Below are 20,334 nucleotides of genomic sequence, written 5' to 3' on the forward strand. Positions count from 1 at the left end.
CCGGCACAAATCCTTGCGCGTTTCGTTGAGGAACCCGAGAAGGAGTACCGTGCAACCCCGCATCACCGCCATTGGAACCGCCACGCCGCCCTGCGACGTGCACGCCGCCTATTCCGGCTGGGCGCGCAGCCGCCTGTCCGAACCGCGGGAGGTTGCGGTGCTCGAGCGGATGCTGGCGCGCGGCGGGATCGACCATCGCCACTCGGTGCTCGCCGATGTCGAGGCGGCCATCGGCCCGGACGGCTTCTACGGCAACGGCCACGCCCCCAGCACCGCAGAGCGCATGCGCCGCTATGCCGAGGCCGCGCCCGAGCTGGCACTGGCCGCTATCGAACAGCTGCCATCGCTGGACGGCGTAACCCACCTCGTGGTGGCAAGCTGCACCGGCTTCATGGCACCCGGCCTCGACCAGGTCATCGCCCGCCGCCTTGGCCTGCCGCACGACGTGCAGCGGCTCTCGATCGGTTTCATGGGCTGCTATGCCGGGATCACCCTGCTGCGCACCGCCGGACAGATCGTGCGCGCCGAACCAGGCGCGAAGGTGCTCGCCGTCGCGGTGGAGCTGTGCACGCTGCACATGCAGGATACCGACGACCTCGAAGCCCTGCTGGCCATGGGCCAGTTCGCCGACGGCGCCGCCGCCGCCCTGGTCGCCGACGAGGGCGAAGGGCTGGCTTTGGGCGAGGCGATCTCGGCCACGCTCGACGACAGCGCGGAACTGATCACCTGGACCATTTCCGACACCGGCTTCGTCATGCACCTTTCGGGCGCCGTGCCGGGGCGCTTGGCCGAGGCTTTTGCTGCCAGCGACCTGCGCGAGACGCTGCGGCTGGGCGATACCCTCCCCACATTCGCCGTGCATCCGGGCGGCAAGTCGATCCTCGACGCCGTCGAACGCGGGCTGGAACTACCCGCCGATGCGCTCGCGCCTTCGCGCCGGGTGCTGGCGCAGTTCGGCAACATGTCCTCCGCCACGGTGATCTTTGTCCTGCAGTCGCTGATGGAGAGCCGCCCGCGGCACGGCCTCGCGCTCGCCTTCGGACCGGGCCTGGCCATGGAAGGGCTCCGCTTCGGCTGGACGGACGACAATGCTTGAGCACCGTCTCGAAGTCGAAGAGCTGATGGACAACCCCGCCTTGCCCGAAGCGACCTACCGGGAGGTGCTGACAGACCTCGCCAGGGTCAACCGGGTCACCATGGCCTATCGCCCTACCCTAACCTTCCTCGAACGCGCGCTGGTGGGGCGCAGGAGCTTCAAGCTGCTCGATGTCGGTTTCGGCAACGGCGACATGCTGCGCGAGATCGCCAGGTGGGCCGCCAGGGCGGGCAAGTCGCCGCATCTGGTGGGGGCCGATCTCAATCCCCGCAGCGAAGCCGCAGCCCGTGCCGCCACGCCGGAAGGCATGACGATCACCTACCGTACCGGCGATTATGCCGATCTGGCCGGACAGGGCTGGGATGTCGTCATTTCCAGCCTCGTCGCCCATCACATGAGCCGTGACCAGCTGCTCGCCTTCCTGCGCTTCATGGAAGCCGAGGCGCGCGTGGGCTGGTTCGTCAACGACCTGCACCGCAAGGCCTTCGCCTACCGCGGCTACCCGCTGCTGGCCGCGCTGGCGGGCTGGCATCGCATCGTCCGCCTCGACGGGCAGACCTCCATCGCCCGCTCTTTCCGCCGCGAGGACTGGCAGGGCCTGCTGGCCGAAGCCGACATTACCGAAGCGCGGATCGAACCGCGCTTCCCGTTTCGCCTGTGCGTAGCGCGGACCCGCTGATCCTCGGCGCCGGTCCCGCCGGTTGTGCGGCGGCTATTGCCCTGGCGCAGGGCGGCGCAAGCCCGCTGCTGCTCGATCGCAGGGCCGCGGTCGGCGATCCGCTCTGCGGCGGCTTCATGAGCTGGCGCACGCTGGCGCAGCTTGAGGCCATCGGCGTGCAACTGGATGACCTCGGTGGTCACCGGGTCGACGAACTGCGCCTCTTTGCCAGCGGCAACGACGCCAGCGTTCCCCTGCCCCAGCCTGCCCTCGGCCTCTCTCGCCATGCGCTCGACAGCCGCCTGCGCGAAGCGGCGCTGGCAGCGGGCGCGAGGCTGGAAGTGGACACGATCCGCGCGCTTTCACCCGGCGTGGCACTTGGCCAGCGGCAGGACTGGCAGGCGGACAGCCTGCTCCTCGCCACCGGCAAGCACGATGTGCGCGGCCAGTCCCGCCCGCGTGCAAGCGACGATCCAGCGCTGGGCCTGCGCCTGCGCTTGCCTGCCAGCCCGACCCGCGACACCCTGCTCGGCGGAGCGATCGAACTGCACCTGTTCGATGGCGGCTATGTCGGGATTGTCTTGCAGGAAGGCGGCTCCGCCAATGCCTGCATGGCCGTGCGCAAGTCGGTGCTGGCCCGGTGCGACGGCGATCCGGCAGCGCTGGTCGCGCGGCTCGGCGAGGACAGCCCCGCCCTCGCCGCACGTCTCGGCAGCGACTGGCAGCAGGCTGGGATCGAGACTATCGGCGCGGTGCCCTACGGTCATATCGCCCGGCAGACCGAAGCCGGGGTGTTCCGGCTGGGTGACCAGGCCGCCGTGATCCCCTCGCTCGCGGGTGAAGGCATGGCAATTGCCGTCGCCAGCGGCACGCTCGCGGCGCGCCATTGGCTGGACGGTGGAGCCGACGCCGCCCAGGCCTACCAGCGCGCCTTCGCGGCCCGCGCAAGCCGCCCGATCCGCCTTGCCACACTTGGCTGGCACCTCGCCGAAAGCCGGTTGGGAGGCCGCGCCGGAGTGGCCTTGGCCCGCCTTGCACCCGGAATCGTCCGCCAATTTGCCGAAATGGCCCGTATTCCTGCCACCGCCTCCCTTGCGCGCCGGTAAGGCTCTGCTAGGACGCGGGCAAAATCACCACATTGCAAGACGAGAGACAGGGAAACCCCATGGCGAAAATTCAGGTCAAGAACCCGGTCGTCGAGATCGACGGCGACGAAATGACGAAGATCATCTGGCAGTGGATCCGCGAGCGGCTGATCCTGCCTTACCTCGACGTGGACCTGAAGTATTACGACCTCTCGATCGAAAAGCGCGACGAGACGGACGACCAGATCACCATCGATTCCGCCAATGCCATCAAGAAGTACGGCGTGGGCGTGAAGTGCGCCACCATCACTCCCGACGAAGCCCGCGTGGAGGAATTCGGCCTCAAGCAGATGTGGCGCTCGCCCAACGGCACGATCCGCAACATCCTGGGTGGCACGATCTTCCGCGAACCCATCGTGATCGATAACGTGCCGCGCCTGGTGCCGGGCTGGACCGATCCCATCGTCGTGGGCCGTCACGCTTTCGGTGACCAGTACCGCGCCACCGACACGCTGATCCCCGGCGCCGGCAAGCTGCGCATGGTGTTCGAAGGCGAGAACGGCGAGAACATCGACCTGCTGGTACACACCTTCGACCAGCCGGGCGTGGCCATGACCATGTACAACCACGACGAATCGATCCGCGATTTCGCGCGTGCCAGCTTCAACTACGGCCTCGACCGTGGCTGGCCGGTCTACCTGTCGACCAAGAACACCATCATGAAGAAGTATGATGGCCGCTTCAAAGACCTGTTCCAGGAAGTGTTCGACACCGAGGGCTTCAAGGAGAAGTTCGAGGAAGCCGGCATCACCTACGAACACCGCCTGATCGACGACATGGTCGCTGCGGCGCTGAAGTGGAGCGGCAAGTTCGTCTGGGCCTGCAAGAACTACGACGGCGACGTGCAGTCCGACATCGTGGCACAGGGCTTCGGCTCGCTCGGCCTGATGACCTCCGTGCTGATGACGCCCGACGGCAAGACCGTGGAAGCCGAAGCGGCCCACGGCACCGTCACCCGCCACTATCGCCAGCACCAGCAGGGCAAGGCGACTTCGACCAACCCCATTGCCTCGATCTTCGCCTGGACGCGCGGCCTGATGTATCGCGGCCGTTTCGACAATACGCCCGACGTGGTGGCCTTCGCCGAGACGCTGGAACGCGTCTGCATCAAGTGCGTCGAAGACGGCAAGATGACCAAGGACCTCGCGCTGCTGATCGGGCCTGACCAGGCCTGGATGACCACCGAGCAGTTCTTCGAAGCCATCGTCGAAGGTCTCGAAGCCGAAATGGCAGCACAGGGCCTCGGCTGAGCCGCGGACAAGATAGAATTGGAAACGAAACCCCCGTTGCGCCATTGATCTGGCGTACCGGGGGTTTTTCTTTGCAATGACCAAAGCACGTCTCGACATCCGCCAGGCCGAAACCGGCGATATCCGCCGCATCGCGGCGCTGGCCAAGCGCGTCTACGAAGATTTTGCTCCCTACACCCAGAGCGAGATCCGCGGGCAGCTGAACAACTATCCCGAAGGGTGTTTCGTCGCCCTGCTGGATGACAAGCTGATCGGCTACTGCGCCTCCATGCGGATCAGCGGCGACAAGGCGCTGCGCCCGCATGGCTGGGACGAAATAACCGGCAACGGTTACGGCAGTCGCCACGATCCCAAGGGGGACTGGCTTTACGGCTATGAACTCTGCGTCGATCCCAAGACGCGCGGCACTCGCATCGGTCGCCGGCTGTACGAGGAACGCCGCAAGCTGGCCGAGCAGCTGGAGCTCAAAGGCATCGTCTTCGGCGGACGCATGCCCAATCTTTCGAAGAGCTGGCGCAGGGTCGATGGTCCGGAAGACTACCTGGACAAGGTTATCAGCGGGAAGATCCACGATCCCGTGGTGCGCTTCCAGCTGGCAAACGGCTTCGAGCCCATCGGCATACTCAAGAACTACCTGCCAGAGGACAAGCGCAGCCGTGCCTTCGCCACGCACATGGTGTGGCGCAATCCCTTCGTCGACCAGGAAGCAAGCCCCAAGGCCCGCGTGCCGCGCGGGGTGGAGAATGTGCGCGTCGCCACCTGCCAGATGCAGGCGCGCGCCGTTTCCGACTTCGATGAATTCATGCGGCAGGTGCGCTATTTCGTCGATGTTGCAAGCGATTACGAAGCAGACTTCATCCTGTTTCCCGAACTTTTTACGCTGATGCTTCTGAGCGCGGAGGAAGAGGAACTGTCGCCGCTGGAGTCGATCGAGCGCCTCTCCGAATACACCCCGCGCATCCGCGACGCGCTGAGCGAGATGGCGCTGAAGTACAACATCAACATCATCGGCGGCTCGCACCCCACGCGGATGGACGATGGCGACATCCACAACGTGGCGATGGTGTGCCTGCGCGACGGCTCAACCCACGAGCAGGAGAAGATCCACCCCACGCCCAACGAGGCCTATTGGTGGAATATCCGCGGCGGCGACGCAGTGGATGTGATCCAGACCGACTGCGGTCCGGTGGGCGTGCTGATCTGCTACGATGCAGAGTTTCCCGAGCTCGCGCGGCGCCTCGCCGACGAAGGCGCGCGGATCATCTTCGTGCCTTTCTGTACGGACTCGCGGCAGGGCTACATGCGCGTACGCTATTGCGCCGCCGCCCGCGCGATCGAAAACCAGTGCTACGTGGTGCTCAGCGGCAATGTCGGCAACCTGCCCAATGTCGCCAACATGGATATCCAGTACGCGCAGAGCTGCATTCTCACACCGTGCGACTTCCCCTTCGCCCGCGACGGTATCGCTGCGGAAGCCAGCGAGAATGTCGAGACACTGACGATCAGCGACGTGAACCTGGCAGACCTCGCATGGGCGCGCGCAGAGGGCACCGTACGCAACCTGGCAGACCGCCGCTTCGATCTTTACCGCATCGAGTGGGACCATCGCGAAGGCGCGACCCAGGCCGAACCGAACGGCCCGCCCCCGATGCACCGGCATGGACCCGGCGGAGGTTAGGCTTCGCTGGCCGCTGGCGCCCTTGCCGTCGCCAGGCTCACCAACCAGATCGCCAGCCATGCCGCGATAAAGCCCGGGATGATCTCGTAGACGCCAGTGCTGTCGTTCAGCCCGGTGGCGATCCACGTCATCACCACGGCTGCGCCCACGACCAAGCCTGACACAGCGCCCATGCCGGTCATCTTCTTCCAGACGAGGGACAGGATGATCAGCGGGCCGAATGCCGCGCCAAAGCCTGCCCAGGCGTTGGAGACCAGCGACAGCACGCCGCTCTCGGGGTCGCTGGCGATGATTATCGCAGCGACGGACACCAGCGCCACACAGACGCGGCCCACGTTCACCATCTCGGTCTCGCTCGCGTTCTTGCGCAGGAACAGGCGGTAGAAGTCCTCGGTCAGCGAACTGGAGGAGACCAGCAGCTGTGAGGAGATCGTGCTCATGATTGCGGCCAGCAGCGCGGCCAGCAGGAAGCCGGTCACGAACGGGTGGAACAGCGTGTTGGCCAGCAGGATGAAAATCGTCTCCGAATTCTCCAGCGTCAGTCCATTCATCTCCACGTGCGCGCGACCCGCAAGGCCAACGCCCAGCGCGCCGATCAGCGCCACGAACATCCAGCTAAGGCCGATGTTGCGCGCGGCTTTCACGCCGCCATCGCGGATCGCCATGAAGCGTACGATGATATGCGGCTGGCCGAAGTAACCTAGCCCCCAAGCCACGGCGGACAGGAAGCCGATCGTGCTCAGGCCGCCGAACCAGCTGAGGAAATTGGGGTCCACCTCGCGCAGCACCTGCGCCGTCGTGCCCCAGCCATCGCCGAACAGCACCACCAGCGGCATCACCACCAGCGCCACCACCATGATGCAGCCCTGCACGAAGTCGGTCAGGCTGACGGCAAGGAAGCCGCCCACCATGGTATAGGCCAGCACCACCAGCGCGGTGAGCAGGACGCCTGCCATGTAGGGGTTCAGCCCCATGATCGGCGTATCGATAAAGGTGCTTTCGAACAGCAGACCGCCGCCAACCAGCCCCGCTGCGGAATAGACCGCGAAGAAGATCACGATGATCACTGCAGACGTCACCCGCAAGGCAATCGCCTTGTCGGGAAAGCGGTTGGCGAGGAATTGCGGGATCGTCAGCGCATTGCCATAGCTCACCGTCTGCTCGCGCAGGCGCGGTGCGACGACGAACCAGTTGACCACGGCGCCCACGAACAGGCCGATCCCGATCCACGCCTCCACGAGACCGCTAAGGTACAGCGCGCCCGGCAAGCCCAGCAGCAACCAGCCGGACATGTCGCTGGCCCCGGCAGAAAGCGCGGCAACTGCCGGATGCAGGTTTCGGCCACCCAGCAGGTAGCCCTCGCTATCGGCGGTCGAACGCTTCCACGCGAACAGCCCGATGGCGAGCATGAGGATGAAATAGAGGGCGAGCGCAATCAGTGTGGGTGTCTGCATGGGCTGCATGCATAACGGTCTGCGCCCGCAAGTCACCCGCTGCATCGAAGTTAGCAGGGGTATTGCGCCATAGTGGCCCGCTACGCAGGATTATTGCGCACGCGCGGGTGCAGGATAGGCCTCGTCCGTCATCTCGACCCGGTCGAAACCCGTTCCGACCACCCGTCCCGGCTTGCGCCGGAACAAGGGGGACCGGTTGGCCAGCCGTAGCGGCCAGAAAGTGCGGTCGATGGGTTTGACGCGGTTGAGCAGGGATTTCGACCACGCGGTTCCGCGCGAAACGCTTCCAGAGGTGCCCGGTGGCGGTCATGAACCTGGCCGTTTTCGCCCCGAGACGGTTCCTTCCCCTGGACACTGTCACACCTTGCCGCAGGGAAATCGCGTCATTGCCCGTTGCCGCACCCCCTGCGCCTCTGTCATAGCCATTGCCATGCACGGAGCAGAAGCCATTTCGCCAGTCATGTCGGACGCCCTTGTTATCCTGGGCGCCGCCGGGATCGTCATTCCGCTGTTCGCGCGGTTCCGCGTCACCCCGATCATCGGCTTCATCCTGGTGGGGCTGCTGGTCGGCCCCTACGGCCTTGGCCGCATGGTGATGGACTATGAATGGCTCACCCACATCACCATCAGCGAACCCGAAGGACTGGAGCCGTTTGCCGAGTTCGGCATCATCCTGCTGCTGTTCGCCATCGGGCTGGAACTGAGCTTCAACCGCCTGTGGCAACTGCGCAAGCTGGTGTTCGGGCTCGGCGCACTGGAACTGCTGGTGATAGGCTCGATGCTGGCCGCCGTCCTGTCGATGATGGGCCAGTACTGGACCGGGGCCATGGCGCTCGGCCTCGCCCTCGCCTTCTCCTCCACCGCGCTGGTGCTGCCGATCTCGGGCACCCACACGCCTGTGGGCCGGGCGGCACTGTCGATGCTGCTGTTCGAAGACATCATGATCGTGCCGGTCATCTTCCTGCTCGGCGCCCTCGCCCCCTTCGCGGCGGAAGAGGGGCTGACCGGCCTGTTCGACACCCTGTTGAACGGCCTGATTGTGGTGGTGGTAATGATGGTGGCGGGCCGCCTGCTGCTGCCACGCCTGTTCGCCCAGGCGGCTCGCACCAAGAGCCCCGAGCTGTTCCTCGCCGCCAGCCTGCTGGTGGTGATCGGCGCCAGTCTCGCGACAGCCTTCGTGGGCCTCTCACCCATCGTCGGCGCGCTGATCGCCGGCCTGCTGATCGCCGAGACCGAGTATCACAACGAAGTCGAAGGGATCATGGAACCGTTCAAGGGCCTGGCCCTGGGTATTTTCCTGATCACCGTGGGCATGGGCATCGACCTGGCCGTGATCTGGGAGCACCTGTGGATGATCTTGAGCGCCGTGGTTGGCGTGCTGGTGCTGAAGGCGCTGGTAACCGGCATCCTGCTACGGCTGATGGGTGCGCGGCGCAGCACGGCGACCGAGACCGGCATCCTAATGGCCAGCCCTTCGGAGACCACGCTGATCGTGCTCGCAGCGGCCACCAATGCGCTGCTGATCCAGCCCGGAACGGCGCAGTTCTGGCAGATCGTCACTGCCATTGGCCTCACCGTCACCCCGCTGCTGGCGCTGCTGGGCCGCTATGTCGCGCGCCGGATAGAGCAGGCACCGGCTATCGAACTGGACGACAACCCGGACGATCCTCGCGTGATCATCGTCGGCTTCGGGCGGGTCGGGAAGCTCGTGGCACAGATGCTCGACAAGCACGACAAGGCCTATGTCGGGATCGATGCCGACGTGGGACTGATCGACGAGGCGCGGCACGCCGGTTACAATGTCCGCTTCGGCAATGCGATGCGAGCCGACGTGCTCGACCGACTGGGCATTGACAATGCCTCGGCAGTGATCCTCACCATGGACGAACACATCTCTGCCCAGCGCCTGGTGCGCAAGGTGCGCGATGCCCATCCCGAACTGCCAATTATCGCCCGCGCGCGCGATAGCATCCACGCGGCAGAGCTGTACCGCGCCGGCGCCAGCACGGCCGTGCCCGAGACGCTGGAAAGCTCGCTACAGTTGAGCGAAGCAGCACTGGTCGACCTTGGCGTCGCCATGGGGCCGGTGATCGCCTCGATCCACGAAAAGCGCGACGAATTCCGCGACCAGATCAAGGAACACGGCGCACTGGAGCACAAGCCCAAGCTGCGGACGAGTACGGCAGACAGCTAGCTTTTCTGGAAAGCCATTGGGTTTCGCGCGTTGCAGGGGAAAGGAGACTTTCCCATGAGCAAGACCGAAGACAAGACCAAGCCCGAGAGTGCTGACGAGAAGTTCAAGCCGGCGAATGTCGCCGACGGCAGCCCCGGCAAGGGCCGCCACGAGCGCAACATGAAGGATGTACCGCGCGGCAGTGAAGGTGACCGCCGCCGCTCCTCGGAGAACCGGACGGACTGAGCCTTCAGGCGTCGACGTCGGCCATGGCCTCGCGCACGGCTGCGAGCGCGGTATCTGCCTTGTCGCCATCCGGACCGCCGCCTTGGGCCATGTCCGGACGGCCACCGCCGCCCTTGCCGCCCAGCGCCTCGACGCCAACGCGAACGAGGTCGACCGCGCTGAAACGCCCGGTCAGGTCGTCGGTCACGGCAACGGCAAAAGCCGCCTTGCCGTCGTTCACGGCACAGATGGCGGCAACGCCCGAACCCATGCGCGCCTTCGCTTCGTCGAGCAGGCCGCGCAGTTCCTTGGGGTTCATGCCCTGCAGCACCTGGCCGGAGAACTTGACACCTGCCACCTCTTCGTCGGCCTGCGGCGCAGCGCCGCCACCGCCTCCGAGGGCCAGCGCCTTCTTCGCCTCGGCCAGCTCCCGCTCCAGTGCCTTGCGCTCATCGACCAGCGCCGCGACGCGCGCTTCGACTTCGTCTGGCACGGTCTTGAGCGTGGCAGCAACGGACTTGAGCGCTTCCTCGCGGCCCACCACCCATTCGCGGGCAGCTTCGCCGGTCAGGGCTTCGATACGGCGCACGCCGGACGAGACCGCGCTTTCACTGACAATGCGGAACAGTCCGATGTCGCCGGTCGCCTTGACATGGGTGCCGCCGCACAGCTCGACCGAGTAGTTGCGACCGCCCTCGCCCTTGCGGCCCATCGACAACACGCGCACTTCCTCGCCGTACTTCTCCCCGAACAGCGCCAGGGCACCAGCCTCGACCGCGTCGTCGGGGCTCATAAGGCGCGTGACCGCCGGTTCGTTGGCGCGAATCTCGGCATTCACCTCGGCTTCAACCGCCGCGATTTCGTCAGCCGTCAGCGGCTTGGGATGCGAGAAGTCGAAGCGGAAGCGATCCTCTGCCACCAGCGACCCCTTCTGCGTCACATGCTCGCCCAACTTGCCGCGCAGGGCGGCATGCACGAGGTGCGTGGCAGAGTGGTTGGCCCGGATGCGATCGCGACGCTCGGCGTCGACCGCGAGGTGGACGGTATCGCCGACCGTGATCGTACCGGCCTCGACCTTGCCAGTGTGCGCGTGCAGGCGGCCAAGCGGCTTGGAGGTTTCGCTGACGGTGATTTCGAGGCCCGCGTCGGTACTGATCGACCCGGCGTCGCCAGTCTGACCTCCGCTCTCGCCGTAGAACGGCGTCTGGTTCGTCAGCACGGTCACGTCCTGCCCCGCTGCGGCGGATTGGACTTCCTCGCCATCGACGACCAGCGCCACCACGCGGCCCTCGCCCTCGGTGGACGAATAGCCGGTAAATTCGGTCGCACCCTCGCGCTCGGCGATGTCGAACCAGATTTCGCTGTCCGCCGAAGCGCCAGAGCCCTTCCAGGCAGCGCGCGCAGCAGCCTTCTGCTGCGCCATGGCGGCGTCGAAGCCGTCCTTGTCGACACCGATACCGCGGCCGCGCAGCGCATCTTCGGTAAGGTCGTAAGGGAAGCCGTAGGTGTCATAGAGCTTGAAGGCAGTCTCGCCGGGCAGGCTGTCACCTTCGTTGAGCGATCCGGTTTCCTCGTCGAGCAGCCGCAGGCCCTTTTCCAAGGTCTGGCGGAACCGCGTTTCCTCGCGTTCGAGCACTTCGGTAATCAGCGGCTGGGCACGCCCCAGGTCCGGGTAAGCCTGGCCCATCTCGGTCACCAGCGTCGGCACCAGGCGGTGCATCAGCGGCTGGTCGGCACCCAGCAGGTGCGCATGGCGCATCGCGCGGCGCATGATCCGGCGCAGGACGTAGCCCCGGCCTTCGTTCGACGGCAGCACGCCGTCCGCGATCAGGAAGCTGGTCGAGCGCAGGTGGTCGGCGATGACGCGGTGGCTCGCCAGCGCGTCACCTTCGGCCTTGGCAGAGGCAAGTTCCTCGCTGGCTGCGATGATCGTGCGAAAGGTGTCGGTGTCGAAGACGTTGTGCACGCCCTGCATCACGGTGGAGATACGCTCCAGCCCCATGCCGGTGTCGATCGACGGGCGCGGCAGATCGCCGACGATCTCGTCAGCTGCCTGCACGTGCTGCATGAAAACGAGGTTCCAGATCTCAACGAAACGGTCACCATCCTCGTCCGGCGAACCGGGAGGGCCACCGGCGATCTCGGGGCCATGGTCCCAGAAGATTTCCGAGCACGGACCGCAAGGGCCGTCCGAGCCCATGGCCCAGAAGTTGTCCTTGGTGGCGATGCGGATGATCCGGTCTTCGGGCAGGCCGGCGATCTTCTTCCACAGGTCGAAGGCCTCGTCATCGGTGTGATAGACCGTAACCAACAGTCGATCCTTGTCGAGGCCGAGTTCGCCCGTCACCAGGTTCCAGGCCTGCTCGATCGCGCGTTCCTTGAAATAGTCGCCAAAGCTGAAGTTGCCGAGCATTTCGAAGAAGGTCAGATGGCGCGCGGTATAGCCGACATTGTCGAGATCGTTGTGCTTGCCGCCGGCGCGCACGCACTTCTGGCTGCTCACCGCGCGCGGGGCCGGAGCCGTCTCGACACCGGTGAAGACGTTCTTGAAGGGCACCATGCCCGCGTTGACGAACATCAGCGTCGGATCGTTGTACGGCACCAGCGGCGCAGAAGGCACCACGAGGTGATCGTTGGCCGCGAAGAAATCGAGGAAGGCGCGGCGGATATCGTTGGTCGAAGTCATGGCAGGCGAATTAGGGTGCCTTGGCCTATCCGGCAAGCCGCCTTGCGCGGCTATGCCACCTTGGTGGCAGAAACGATCCAGGCCGCCGCCGGCAGCGAGACTATTCCTTCGCGGCAATTGCGTGATGCAAGCTCGCGAATCCGGTCAAAGAAGCGCCCGCGCGCGGCCTCGTCCATTTCCGCTGCCGCACGGGCTGCCGGCCCGATAACGGAGAAGTAGTTGCGCGCTTCCTCGATCGGATCGTCACCCGCACCCGCGACCATCGGAAAATCGAACTTCTCGAAACTGATGTTCTCCCAGCCACCGGCGCGAAGGATAGGAATGACCCGGTCCCGGTCGGCGAAGGCAAACGGTCCGGGAGCATCGGGGTCCGCAGGAGGTGGGGCGGCAGGCAGCAGGCGCATTATCTCGGTGAAGAAGGGGTTTTCCTGCACTGCCCGGAAACACGAGAACAACAGGCTGGCTGGCGAACCTGCTTGCCTGGCGAGGTTGGCGAATGCCGCCGAAGGATCATCAAAGAACATCACGCCATGCCGCGATACGAGCAAGTCCGCAGACTTGTCGTCGCTTTCTGTCCATTCCGAGGCGTCTGCCAGTTCAAAGGTCAGGTTGGCGAGGTGTGCACCGCGCTCCCGTGCAACTTCGACCAGCTGCGGCGAAACATCGACGCCGGTGACGGTGATGCCCGGACGCCCGCGGGCGAGCGCCAGTGAGAGTTCGCCAGCGCCGCAGCCGACATCAAGGACCTTGCGGAAGGTAAAGTCACGGGTGCGCTGGAGCAGGCGTTCGGTCAGGTACGAAAAGCTGCGGTCCGTCCGGCGCCATTCGGCGGCCCAGGTTTCTCCGCTCTTGCCCTGCCATTCGCTTTTGTCGACCATGCCCCGTTCTCCTTGCGCGGCGCTTATCGCGCATAGGTGCGCTAGACAATTGGTCAAATGCGAAGAAGCCGGCGGTAGTGGCCGATTCTAGGCCACTGTCGCCGGCTCCGGTTTCGCAAGGTGTTACAGGTGTGACAGTGTCCTGGAGGGAATTGTCACGCCCCACACCTTCTTGAGGATCAGTCTTCCGGGTCCGCGTCCGGGCCGGTCATCATCTCCTCGGCGACTTCGTCGGTTTTGCCGCGAATTGCAGCCTCCAACTTGTCGCAAACTTCGGGGTTTTCCTTGAGGAAGGTCTTGGCGTTCTCTCGGCCCTGGCCGATGCGCACAGAGTCGTAGCTGAACCACGAGCCGCTCTTCTCGACCACGCCGGCCTTCACGCCGAGATCGAGAATCTCGCCGATCTTGGAAATGCCCTCGCCGTACATGATGTCGAACTCGACCTGCTTGAACGGCGGGGCGACCTTGTTCTTCACCACCTTGACGCGGGTGGAATTGCCGACGACTTCATCGCGGTCCTTGATCTGGCCGGTGCGGCGGATGTCGAGGCGGACCGAAGCGTAGAACTTGAGCGCGTTGCCGCCCGTGGTCGTTTCGGGATTGCCGTACATCACGCCGATCTTCATGCGCAGCTGGTTGATGAAGATCACCATGCACTTCGAGCGGTTGATCGAGCCGGTCAGCTTGCGCAGCGACTGCGACATGAGGCGCGCCTGCAGGCCGACGTGGCTGTCGCCCATCTCGCCTTCGATCTCGGCGCGCGGCACCAGCGCGGCGACCGAGTCGACCACCAGCACGTCAATCGCGTTCGAGCGTACCAGCGTATCGGTGATCTCGAGCGCCTGCTCACCCGTATCGGGCTGCGAAATGATCAGCTCGTCGATATCGACGCCCAGCTTCTTGGCATAGACCGGATCGAGCGCGTGTTCGGCGTCGATAAAGGCAACCGTACCGCCGGCCTTCTGTGCCTCTGCCAGCACGTGCAGCGCCAGCGTGGTCTTGCCCGAGCTTTCCGGCCCGTAGACCTCGATCACGCGGCCCTTCGGCAGGCCGCCGATGCCCAGCGCGATATCGAGGCCGAGCGAGCCGGTGGAGATCGATTCCACATTCATCGTTTCCTTCGAGCCCAGCTTCATGGCCGAGCCCTTGCCGAATGCGCGATCAATCTGCGCGAGAGCTGCATCGAGCGCCTTCTGACGGTCCACGTTGGATTCCTTTTCAACCAATTTCAGATTTGCACCTGCCATGACATGGCCTCCGTCAGTTCGCTAGGGTTGGCTTCAACTCTTCAACGACTGCGGTTGTACTCACTTTGTTCCGTGAGAACAAGAGTGGAACAAAGTTTTTCCGTGAAATGGCAGATTTCTGCGGGTCAGCGCAGCTTAACTGGCTGTTCCAAAGAGCTATTCGCTGGCCGGACGAATCCGCCAGCTAAGTTCACGAGTGCCGTTCCCCGGCACTTCGACCTCGACGATTCGCTGGCCGTCCTTCAGCCGCTCACGCACGCCGCGCAGGCGCCACTGGGCGGGATTACCGAGGTTTAGCCGCACGATGACCGGGACAGGATTGGCATTGGTGAGCTCCGCCGTCATTTCCCGCCAGCGTTCACCGGGCGTATCGTCCAGTCGATTGCCTTCGTAACGGCAGCTCAAGGATACCTGCCTGCTTTCGCCAAGCTCCAGTTCGACATCCTGGCCATCGGCATAGTCGCGCAGGTTCTCCTCCGCGATGAGCAGCTCGCCAGCAGGGCTGCGCTCGAAGACCGAAATGGTCCCCGAAGGCAAGGCGACACCAAGCCCGTGGTCTTCGTCGTTGACCGTTTCAAGGCGCATGCGCGCGGGATGGAAGCCGGTATCGCTGGTCCAGGGCGTGCAGTCCCCCTGGTACATCAGCACGCCTTCGACACCTTCTTCGCGCAGGAAAGCCACCTGCTTCAGGCCTTGCGCGTTGACGTCCACCGGCACGGGCACGCGGTAGAGCTTGAGATCACCCAGCTGCTCCTCGCCTGCCATTACAGCCATGGGAGAGTTCATCTCCATGTCGGCCATGCCCGCACGGGCAGCGGTTACGACGATCCGTTCTTCGTTCGCATAGCCCGGAGCCGGTGGCGGCGGCGGTGGAGGCGGCACATTGCGCGGCACCGGCGATCCGCGCGCGGTGCTGCCAATGGGATAGCAGGTGAGCCGCAAGGGCCGCGCTTCGGGCGGGTCGGACAGGCCTTCGAAATCGCTCTCGATATTGAGCGTGCCCGCCACGGCCAACAGCTCGGCATTCTCGAAGCTCTGGCCGTTGTCGTTGAGGATCGTCAGCCAGCTGGTGAGGTCGAAGCGCACATCGTCGCTGTCGCGCCCTTCGTGCAGGGTGGCGACATAGCTCGCCTCCCAGTCGAAGCCCCAGGCAAGATAGGTGAGCGTGACAGTATAGGTGCCGCCGCTCTCGTCGCGGGTGTCGATGGAGAACACCGGCTCGGACGAGAGGCCGTCAGGGATCGAATCGAAACTTAGCCCCTCGGGCAAGCCCGAACAGCGTACCGCCTCGTATCCGGCCGCGGTCTGCAGCACGAGCCCGCCGTCGGCGCGGGTGCGGACAATGGCGCTTTCGCTGGTCGCTTCGCCACTGGCGGGATTGGTGCGGGTGATGCGCACGCGGTTGCCCAGCGAACCGTCCACCAATGCGGCGGGGCTGAGCAGGTCGGCATTGCGGTTCTTCTCGATTGTCCCGCCGGGCAGGCCGGTGACGATGGCAGAGACCGCCACCATGCCTTCGGCCACGCCCTCAAAGCGAATGCGCGATTCCCCTGGCGGCAGGGTAACGCTGCGCGTCTCGCTGATCATGGCAAAACCCTGCGGCCAATCCGGATTGAGCCGCTGCCACTCGCGGCGAGAGGGATCGCGGTAGACCGTCACCGCCAGGTCGCTGGGCTCGGAAGCCTCGACCACGGCGCGGTCCTGCGCGGCGGCGGGGGCTGCCATGGCCAGCAGGGGCAGAGCGAGGAGGAAGGCCGGACGGGCCATTGTCCGCCCCTTAGAACCGCGTCTCGTAAGTCACGCGCACCACGCGCTCGCCATTGGCAGGCACGGTCACGCGGTAGAGGCGGTTGTCGGCATTCAGCTGTTCGCCTTCGACGTCTTCCGAGATCACGCGGAAGTCGCGGCCCCACCAGTAGCGGTCGAGGCCGGACTGGGTGAGCTCGACCACCACGGCTTCCGGCTTCGCATTGGTGAAGGTGTAGCGCATGGTGGTGCGGTAGTAGTCGACCGCGCGGTCCACCTCGACTTCGCGGACGACCTGCCCATCCTCGATCACGCGGTAGCGCGCGCTGCGTTCGTATTCGGCCGCCGTGATGCGTTCGCGGTTCTCGACTTCGGCCTGCATGTAGACGTCGAAGGCGTCGCCGGTGCGCAGGGACAGGGTGGAGCCCATCGGCGTGTGGCCGATGCCGTTCTCGCCGATGAACTGCGGATTGCCCTGCTGGTCGCGCTGGTAGAAGCGCACAGTGCCAGCGGGCAGCGCATCACCCAGCCCGCCTTCCCTGCTGGAACTGAAGCTGATCGCGGTCGAGGCCGCACGGAAGTCGCTGTCCGATGCCAGCCAGCCCGCGCCGATCGAATAGACCCGCCGGGCAGGTACGCCCTGCACGTCGAGGAAACTCACCTGCTTGGTCTGGGCATTGGCAATCGTGGTGCGTTCATCCAGCGGGTAGAGATAGAAATCGCCCAGCCGTTCACGGTCTGCCGTCTCTGTACCGGGACGGACCAGGTCACCGCGCGGCGGAGAATAGCCACCACGCGAAGGGTTGCCTGCCACCAGCAGCGTGTCCGCCGCGTGGAAGGTGGTGCCGGTGGTGTTGGTCAGCGTGACCCAGCCCTGCATGTCCACCGTGCCGCGCGCCTCGTCGAACAGCGCGACGTAGTCGGCATTCCAGCCCAGGCCGGGCGTGAGGTAACGGATCGAGGCCGGACGCATGCCGCCACGCGCGCTGTTTAGCGTGACCGACAGGGTCGGGCGCGCGCGCAGGTTGGGCGGCACCTCGTCGAAGACCACGCGCACGGGCAGGCCGTCATCGCGCAGCACCTCGATGCGGTCGCCGATGCGCACCACCACGCCGCCCACGGTCGAAAGCACTTCGGCCCGCTCGCGCGTTTCCACACCGGTGGCGGGATTGGTGCGGATCAGGGTGACGGTCTGGCCGACGGCCTTTTCCATCAGCTTCTGCGGGGTCAGCAGGTCGAAGTCGAAGTTCTGTTCGACGATGGCCGTGTCGGCGGCGTTGAAGCTGAGCGTCTGCGGGCGGATCTGCGCCGAGACATCGGGAAACTCGATACGCGTGGTGCCGCGCGGGATGTCGAGCTGGCGAATGTCCTGCACCAGCGACTGGCCGTTCTGGTAGATCGTCACCGAGACGTCGCCCTGGGCCGTTTCGTCGGTTTCCTGCGCGGAAGCGGGCAGGGCCAGCGCGCTGGCGGCAAGCAGTACGGTGGCGGTCTTGCGGAACGTCATGGTGGCAGTCCTTCCCCAGTGGAACGCAGGATATAAGGTATCGCGGGCTTTATCGGCCCTGAACGCCATATGTCCGGCACTTGCGGCCGGCATGCTATCCGCGCTTGCGGGTTCCCGCCAGCACTTCGGCAACCTTGTCAGCGATTTGCCGCACGCTGAAAGGCTTGGCGATGAAATGCATGGCCTCGATATCGATCTCGTCGCGCAGCTGGCCCTCGGCGTAGCCCGACATGAACAGCACCGGCAGCTGCGGGGCGAGCTTGCGGATCTCGCGGGCCATGGCGGGGCCGTCCATCGTGGGCATGACCACGTCGCTGACGACGAGGTCGAATTCGTGCTTGCCCGACTTGACGATATCCAGCCCCTCGTCGCCGTCGCTGGCGGTGACCACGGTATAGCCTTGCCGCGCCAGCGCGCGTTCCGCGACCGCGCGGACCATGTCCTCGTCCTCGACCAGCAGGATCGTGCCTCCGCCCGACCATTCGCGCGCGCGCTCCTCGATAACGGCCTTGGCCTGCTCTTCCTCGGTTACTTCGTGCACCGGCAGGTAGATGGTGAAGCGTGCGCCTTTCACCTTGCCGTCGGGTGATTTGGCATTGCTGGCAAAGATGAAACCACCCGACTGCTTGATAATGCCGTAGACCGTGGAGAGGCCCAGGCCGGTACCCTTGCCTTGCTCCTTGGTGGTGAAGAACGGCTCGAATATCTTGGTCAGCACCTCTGGCGGGATGCCTCCGCCGGTGTCCTCGGCCAGCAGCACGGTATAGTCGCCCGCCGGGATGATCTCGCTGCCCATGCGGCGAATGTCCTTGGCCTCCACCCGGCGGGTGACGAACATCAGGGTGCCAGAGGCGCCCTCTCCGCCGCCATGCGACTGGATCGCGTCGCGGGCGTTGACGGCGAGGTTGATGATCACCTGCTCCAGCTGGCGCGGGTCAGCGCGCACGGGGCCGAGGTTGCGGTCATGCCGCACGGTCAGGTTGATCTTGGCGCCCAGCAGCCGCTTGAGCAGGTGGCTGACCTCGCTGAGCACGTCGGGCAATTGCAACACTTCGGGCTGCAAGGTCTGCTGGCGGCTGAAGGCGAGCAATTGCCGCGTCAGGCTGGCCGCGCGGTTGGAGTTGGCCTTGATCTGCTGGATATCGTCGTAGTCGCTGTCACCGGGCGTGTGGCGCAGCAGCATGAGGTCGCAATAGCCGATGATCGCGGTGAGCACGTTGTTGAAATCGTGCGCCACACCGCCCGCCAGCTGGCCCACGGCCTGCATCTTGGTCGCCTGTGCCACCTGCCGCTTGAGCCGTGCTTCTTCGGTCGTGTCGGCAAGGCTCAGCAGCACCGCCGCCTCGCCCAGTCCGCGCACCCCGGCAAGGCCCATGCTCACCGGCTCGTCCGGATCGCCGCGCAGCCGCACGGCAATGTCGCCGCTGCTCGCAGGACCTTGCCCGTAACGCCGCACGGCGTCGGACATGGCGGTCTTGTCGCGCGGGACGACGAGATCGGAGGGGAACGGCGGCAGGTCCGGCGTCGCGATCCCGGCAGCCCGGCGGAAAGCGGGATTGGCAAACAGGAACTTGCCGTCGCGGTTGGTGGTGGCGAGGCCGAGCGGCAGCCGTTCGATCAAGCTTTCAAGCTGCGCGGCCTGCCCCTTGCTCTCGCCGCTCCAGCCGCCAAGGCCGATCCCGCTATCGATCAGCAGCATCAGCGAGGGCGCTTCGGCAGCAGCCTTGCCGGGCACTGCCTCGCTCGCCGCCGCATCCGGATCGGCCAGCGGCACCTGCACCAGCGTCTGCGGGCTGCCCTTGCGGCCTTCGCGCGCGAAATAGATCCGTTCGCGGTCGTCGGAGCGCAACAGGCCGACGAATTCCTGTCCGGCCAGGCTGGCCCGTTCATCGCCCAGGGCGCGCCGGGCCAGTGCCGGGTTGGCCGCCTTGACCATGCCATCGGGCGAAACCAGTGCCACCGCAATCCCCGCCGCGCCGAGCACGCGCCCGAACAGGCCGGTGATATGGGCGCCGACACCCACCAGCGGATTGCTGCGGGTAACCGGGGCGAAGCGCCAGACGAGGTATTCGTCACCCTGCCCTGCCCGCACCGCCTCGGCCGTCCACGAGCCGTCCTCGTCCGCAATGGTGACCGCCTCGTCGCCCTTGCCATCACGCCAGGCGGCACGGGCCAGTCGCGTCAGTTTCTCGGCGCTGGTGCCGTCGACCGGCAAGCGCGGCGGACCGTTGCTGGACCCGAACCACAGCTCGAAAGCGGCATTCGCGCAGACCAGCCGGTTGGCCCGGTCAGTAATGGCCACGGCAAGGTCCGCCCGCTCGATGGCGGTAACGGTGACGGACCAGTCGGGCATGTCCTGCACCACGGTCTGCTCCGTCCGCGCGCGCGCGCGACCGGCGGTAAAGGCAACGAAGCCGAACACGGTCAGCCCGCCGGCATAGGCCAGCGTCACGGTGGAATTGGCGGTGGCGTACTGGATCAGCGCGATGGAGGCGAGCACGGCCGCTGCCACGGCGATGACATCCACCAGTCGGCGCGATTCCTGTACCTGACGAAAACTCATTCGCGGTGCATTAGCAGCAGCTTGCCGC

Annotated in this window: 14 protein-coding genes; 7 read left to right on the plus strand and 7 right to left on the minus strand. The window is 65.5% G+C overall.

Going from position 1 to position 20,334, the window contains the following annotated elements; translation table 11 throughout:
* The first annotated feature begins 25 nt into the window (after nt 1-25).
* From AAEO60_RS07975 to AAEO60_RS07995, 5 genes are all read left to right on the plus strand, one after another.
* Nucleotides 26-1,096 carry a type III polyketide synthase gene (locus tag AAEO60_RS07975; protein ID WP_341673120.1) on the plus strand — a complete coding sequence of 357 codons (1,071 nt, stop codon included), beginning with the start codon at nt 26-28 and terminating at the stop codon, nt 1,094-1,096.
* Entirely contained in the window at nt 1,089-1,775 is a 687-nt protein-coding gene (locus AAEO60_RS07980) for a methyltransferase domain-containing protein (RefSeq protein WP_341673121.1), read from the plus strand. The genes AAEO60_RS07975 and AAEO60_RS07980 overlap by 8 nt, the downstream gene beginning before the upstream one ends.
* A complete protein-coding gene (locus tag AAEO60_RS07985) occupies nt 1,754-2,860 on the plus strand; it encodes an NAD(P)/FAD-dependent oxidoreductase (RefSeq protein WP_341673122.1) in 1,107 nt (368 codons plus the stop codon). Before AAEO60_RS07980 ends, AAEO60_RS07985 begins: the two co-directional genes overlap by 22 nt.
* 59 nt (nt 2,861-2,919) lie before the next feature.
* Entirely contained in the window at nt 2,920-4,149 is a 1,230-nt protein-coding gene (locus AAEO60_RS07990; RefSeq protein ID WP_341673123.1) for an NADP-dependent isocitrate dehydrogenase, read from the plus strand.
* A 76-nt stretch (nt 4,150-4,225) separates the two neighbouring features.
* The gene (locus AAEO60_RS07995; RefSeq protein ID WP_341673124.1) at nt 4,226-5,827 is read left to right on the plus strand and encodes a GNAT family N-acetyltransferase; all 1,602 of its coding nucleotides are present in this window, start codon (nt 4,226-4,228) and stop codon (nt 5,825-5,827) included.
* Here AAEO60_RS07995 and putP read toward each other — a convergent pair.
* The gene (putP, locus tag AAEO60_RS08000; RefSeq protein ID WP_341673125.1) at nt 5,824-7,281 is read right to left on the minus strand and encodes a sodium/proline symporter PutP; all 1,458 of its coding nucleotides are present in this window, start codon (nt 7,279-7,281) and stop codon (nt 5,824-5,826) included. The genes AAEO60_RS07995 and putP overlap by 4 nt on opposite strands.
* A 430-nt stretch (nt 7,282-7,711) precedes the next feature.
* On the opposite strand from putP, the gene AAEO60_RS08005 reads away from it, so the two are divergent.
* Both AAEO60_RS08005 and AAEO60_RS08010 read left to right on the plus strand, forming a co-directional pair.
* A complete protein-coding gene (locus AAEO60_RS08005) occupies nt 7,712-9,475 on the plus strand; it encodes a cation:proton antiporter domain-containing protein (protein ID WP_341673126.1) in 1,764 nt (587 codons plus the stop codon).
* A gap of 54 nt (nt 9,476-9,529) precedes the next feature.
* On the plus strand, nt 9,530-9,700 hold the full coding sequence (locus tag AAEO60_RS08010; protein WP_341673127.1) for a hypothetical protein: 171 nt from the start codon (nt 9,530-9,532) through the stop codon (nt 9,698-9,700).
* Nucleotides 9,701-9,704: 4 nt separating this feature from the next.
* Here AAEO60_RS08010 and alaS read toward each other — a convergent pair whose 3' ends face one another.
* From alaS to AAEO60_RS08040, 6 genes are all read right to left on the minus strand, one after another.
* Nucleotides 9,705-12,365 carry an alanine--tRNA ligase gene (gene alaS, locus AAEO60_RS08015; protein ID WP_341673128.1) on the minus strand — a complete coding sequence of 887 codons (2,661 nt, stop codon included), beginning with the start codon at nt 12,363-12,365 and terminating at the stop codon, nt 9,705-9,707.
* A gap of 50 nt (nt 12,366-12,415) precedes the next feature.
* Nucleotides 12,416-13,243 (minus strand): class I SAM-dependent methyltransferase, encoded by an 828-nt coding sequence (locus tag AAEO60_RS08020; RefSeq protein ID WP_341673129.1) that lies wholly within the window; start codon nt 13,241-13,243, stop codon nt 12,416-12,418.
* A 179-nt stretch (nt 13,244-13,422) separates the two neighbouring features.
* On the minus strand, nt 13,423-14,490 hold the full coding sequence (recA, locus tag AAEO60_RS08025) for a recombinase RecA (protein ID WP_341673130.1): 1,068 nt from the start codon (nt 14,488-14,490) through the stop codon (nt 13,423-13,425).
* 156 nt (nt 14,491-14,646) lie between these two features.
* The gene (locus tag AAEO60_RS08030; RefSeq protein ID WP_341673131.1) at nt 14,647-16,257 is read right to left on the minus strand and encodes a DUF4139 domain-containing protein; all 1,611 of its coding nucleotides are present in this window, start codon (nt 16,255-16,257) and stop codon (nt 14,647-14,649) included.
* A 10-nt stretch (nt 16,258-16,267) separates the two neighbouring features.
* Nucleotides 16,268-17,743, minus strand: coding sequence for a DUF4139 domain-containing protein (locus tag AAEO60_RS08035; protein WP_341673132.1), 1,476 nt, complete (start codon nt 17,741-17,743; stop codon nt 16,268-16,270).
* A gap of 94 nt (nt 17,744-17,837) precedes the next feature.
* Nucleotides 17,838-20,306 (minus strand): response regulator, encoded by a 2,469-nt coding sequence (locus tag AAEO60_RS08040; RefSeq protein WP_341673133.1) that lies wholly within the window; start codon nt 20,304-20,306, stop codon nt 17,838-17,840.
* Nucleotides 20,307-20,334: the final 28 nt, after the last annotated feature.

It is taken from the genome of Aurantiacibacter gilvus (assembly GCF_038289935.1).
Lineage (GTDB): Bacteria > Pseudomonadota > Alphaproteobacteria > Sphingomonadales > Sphingomonadaceae > Alteraurantiacibacter > Alteraurantiacibacter gilvus.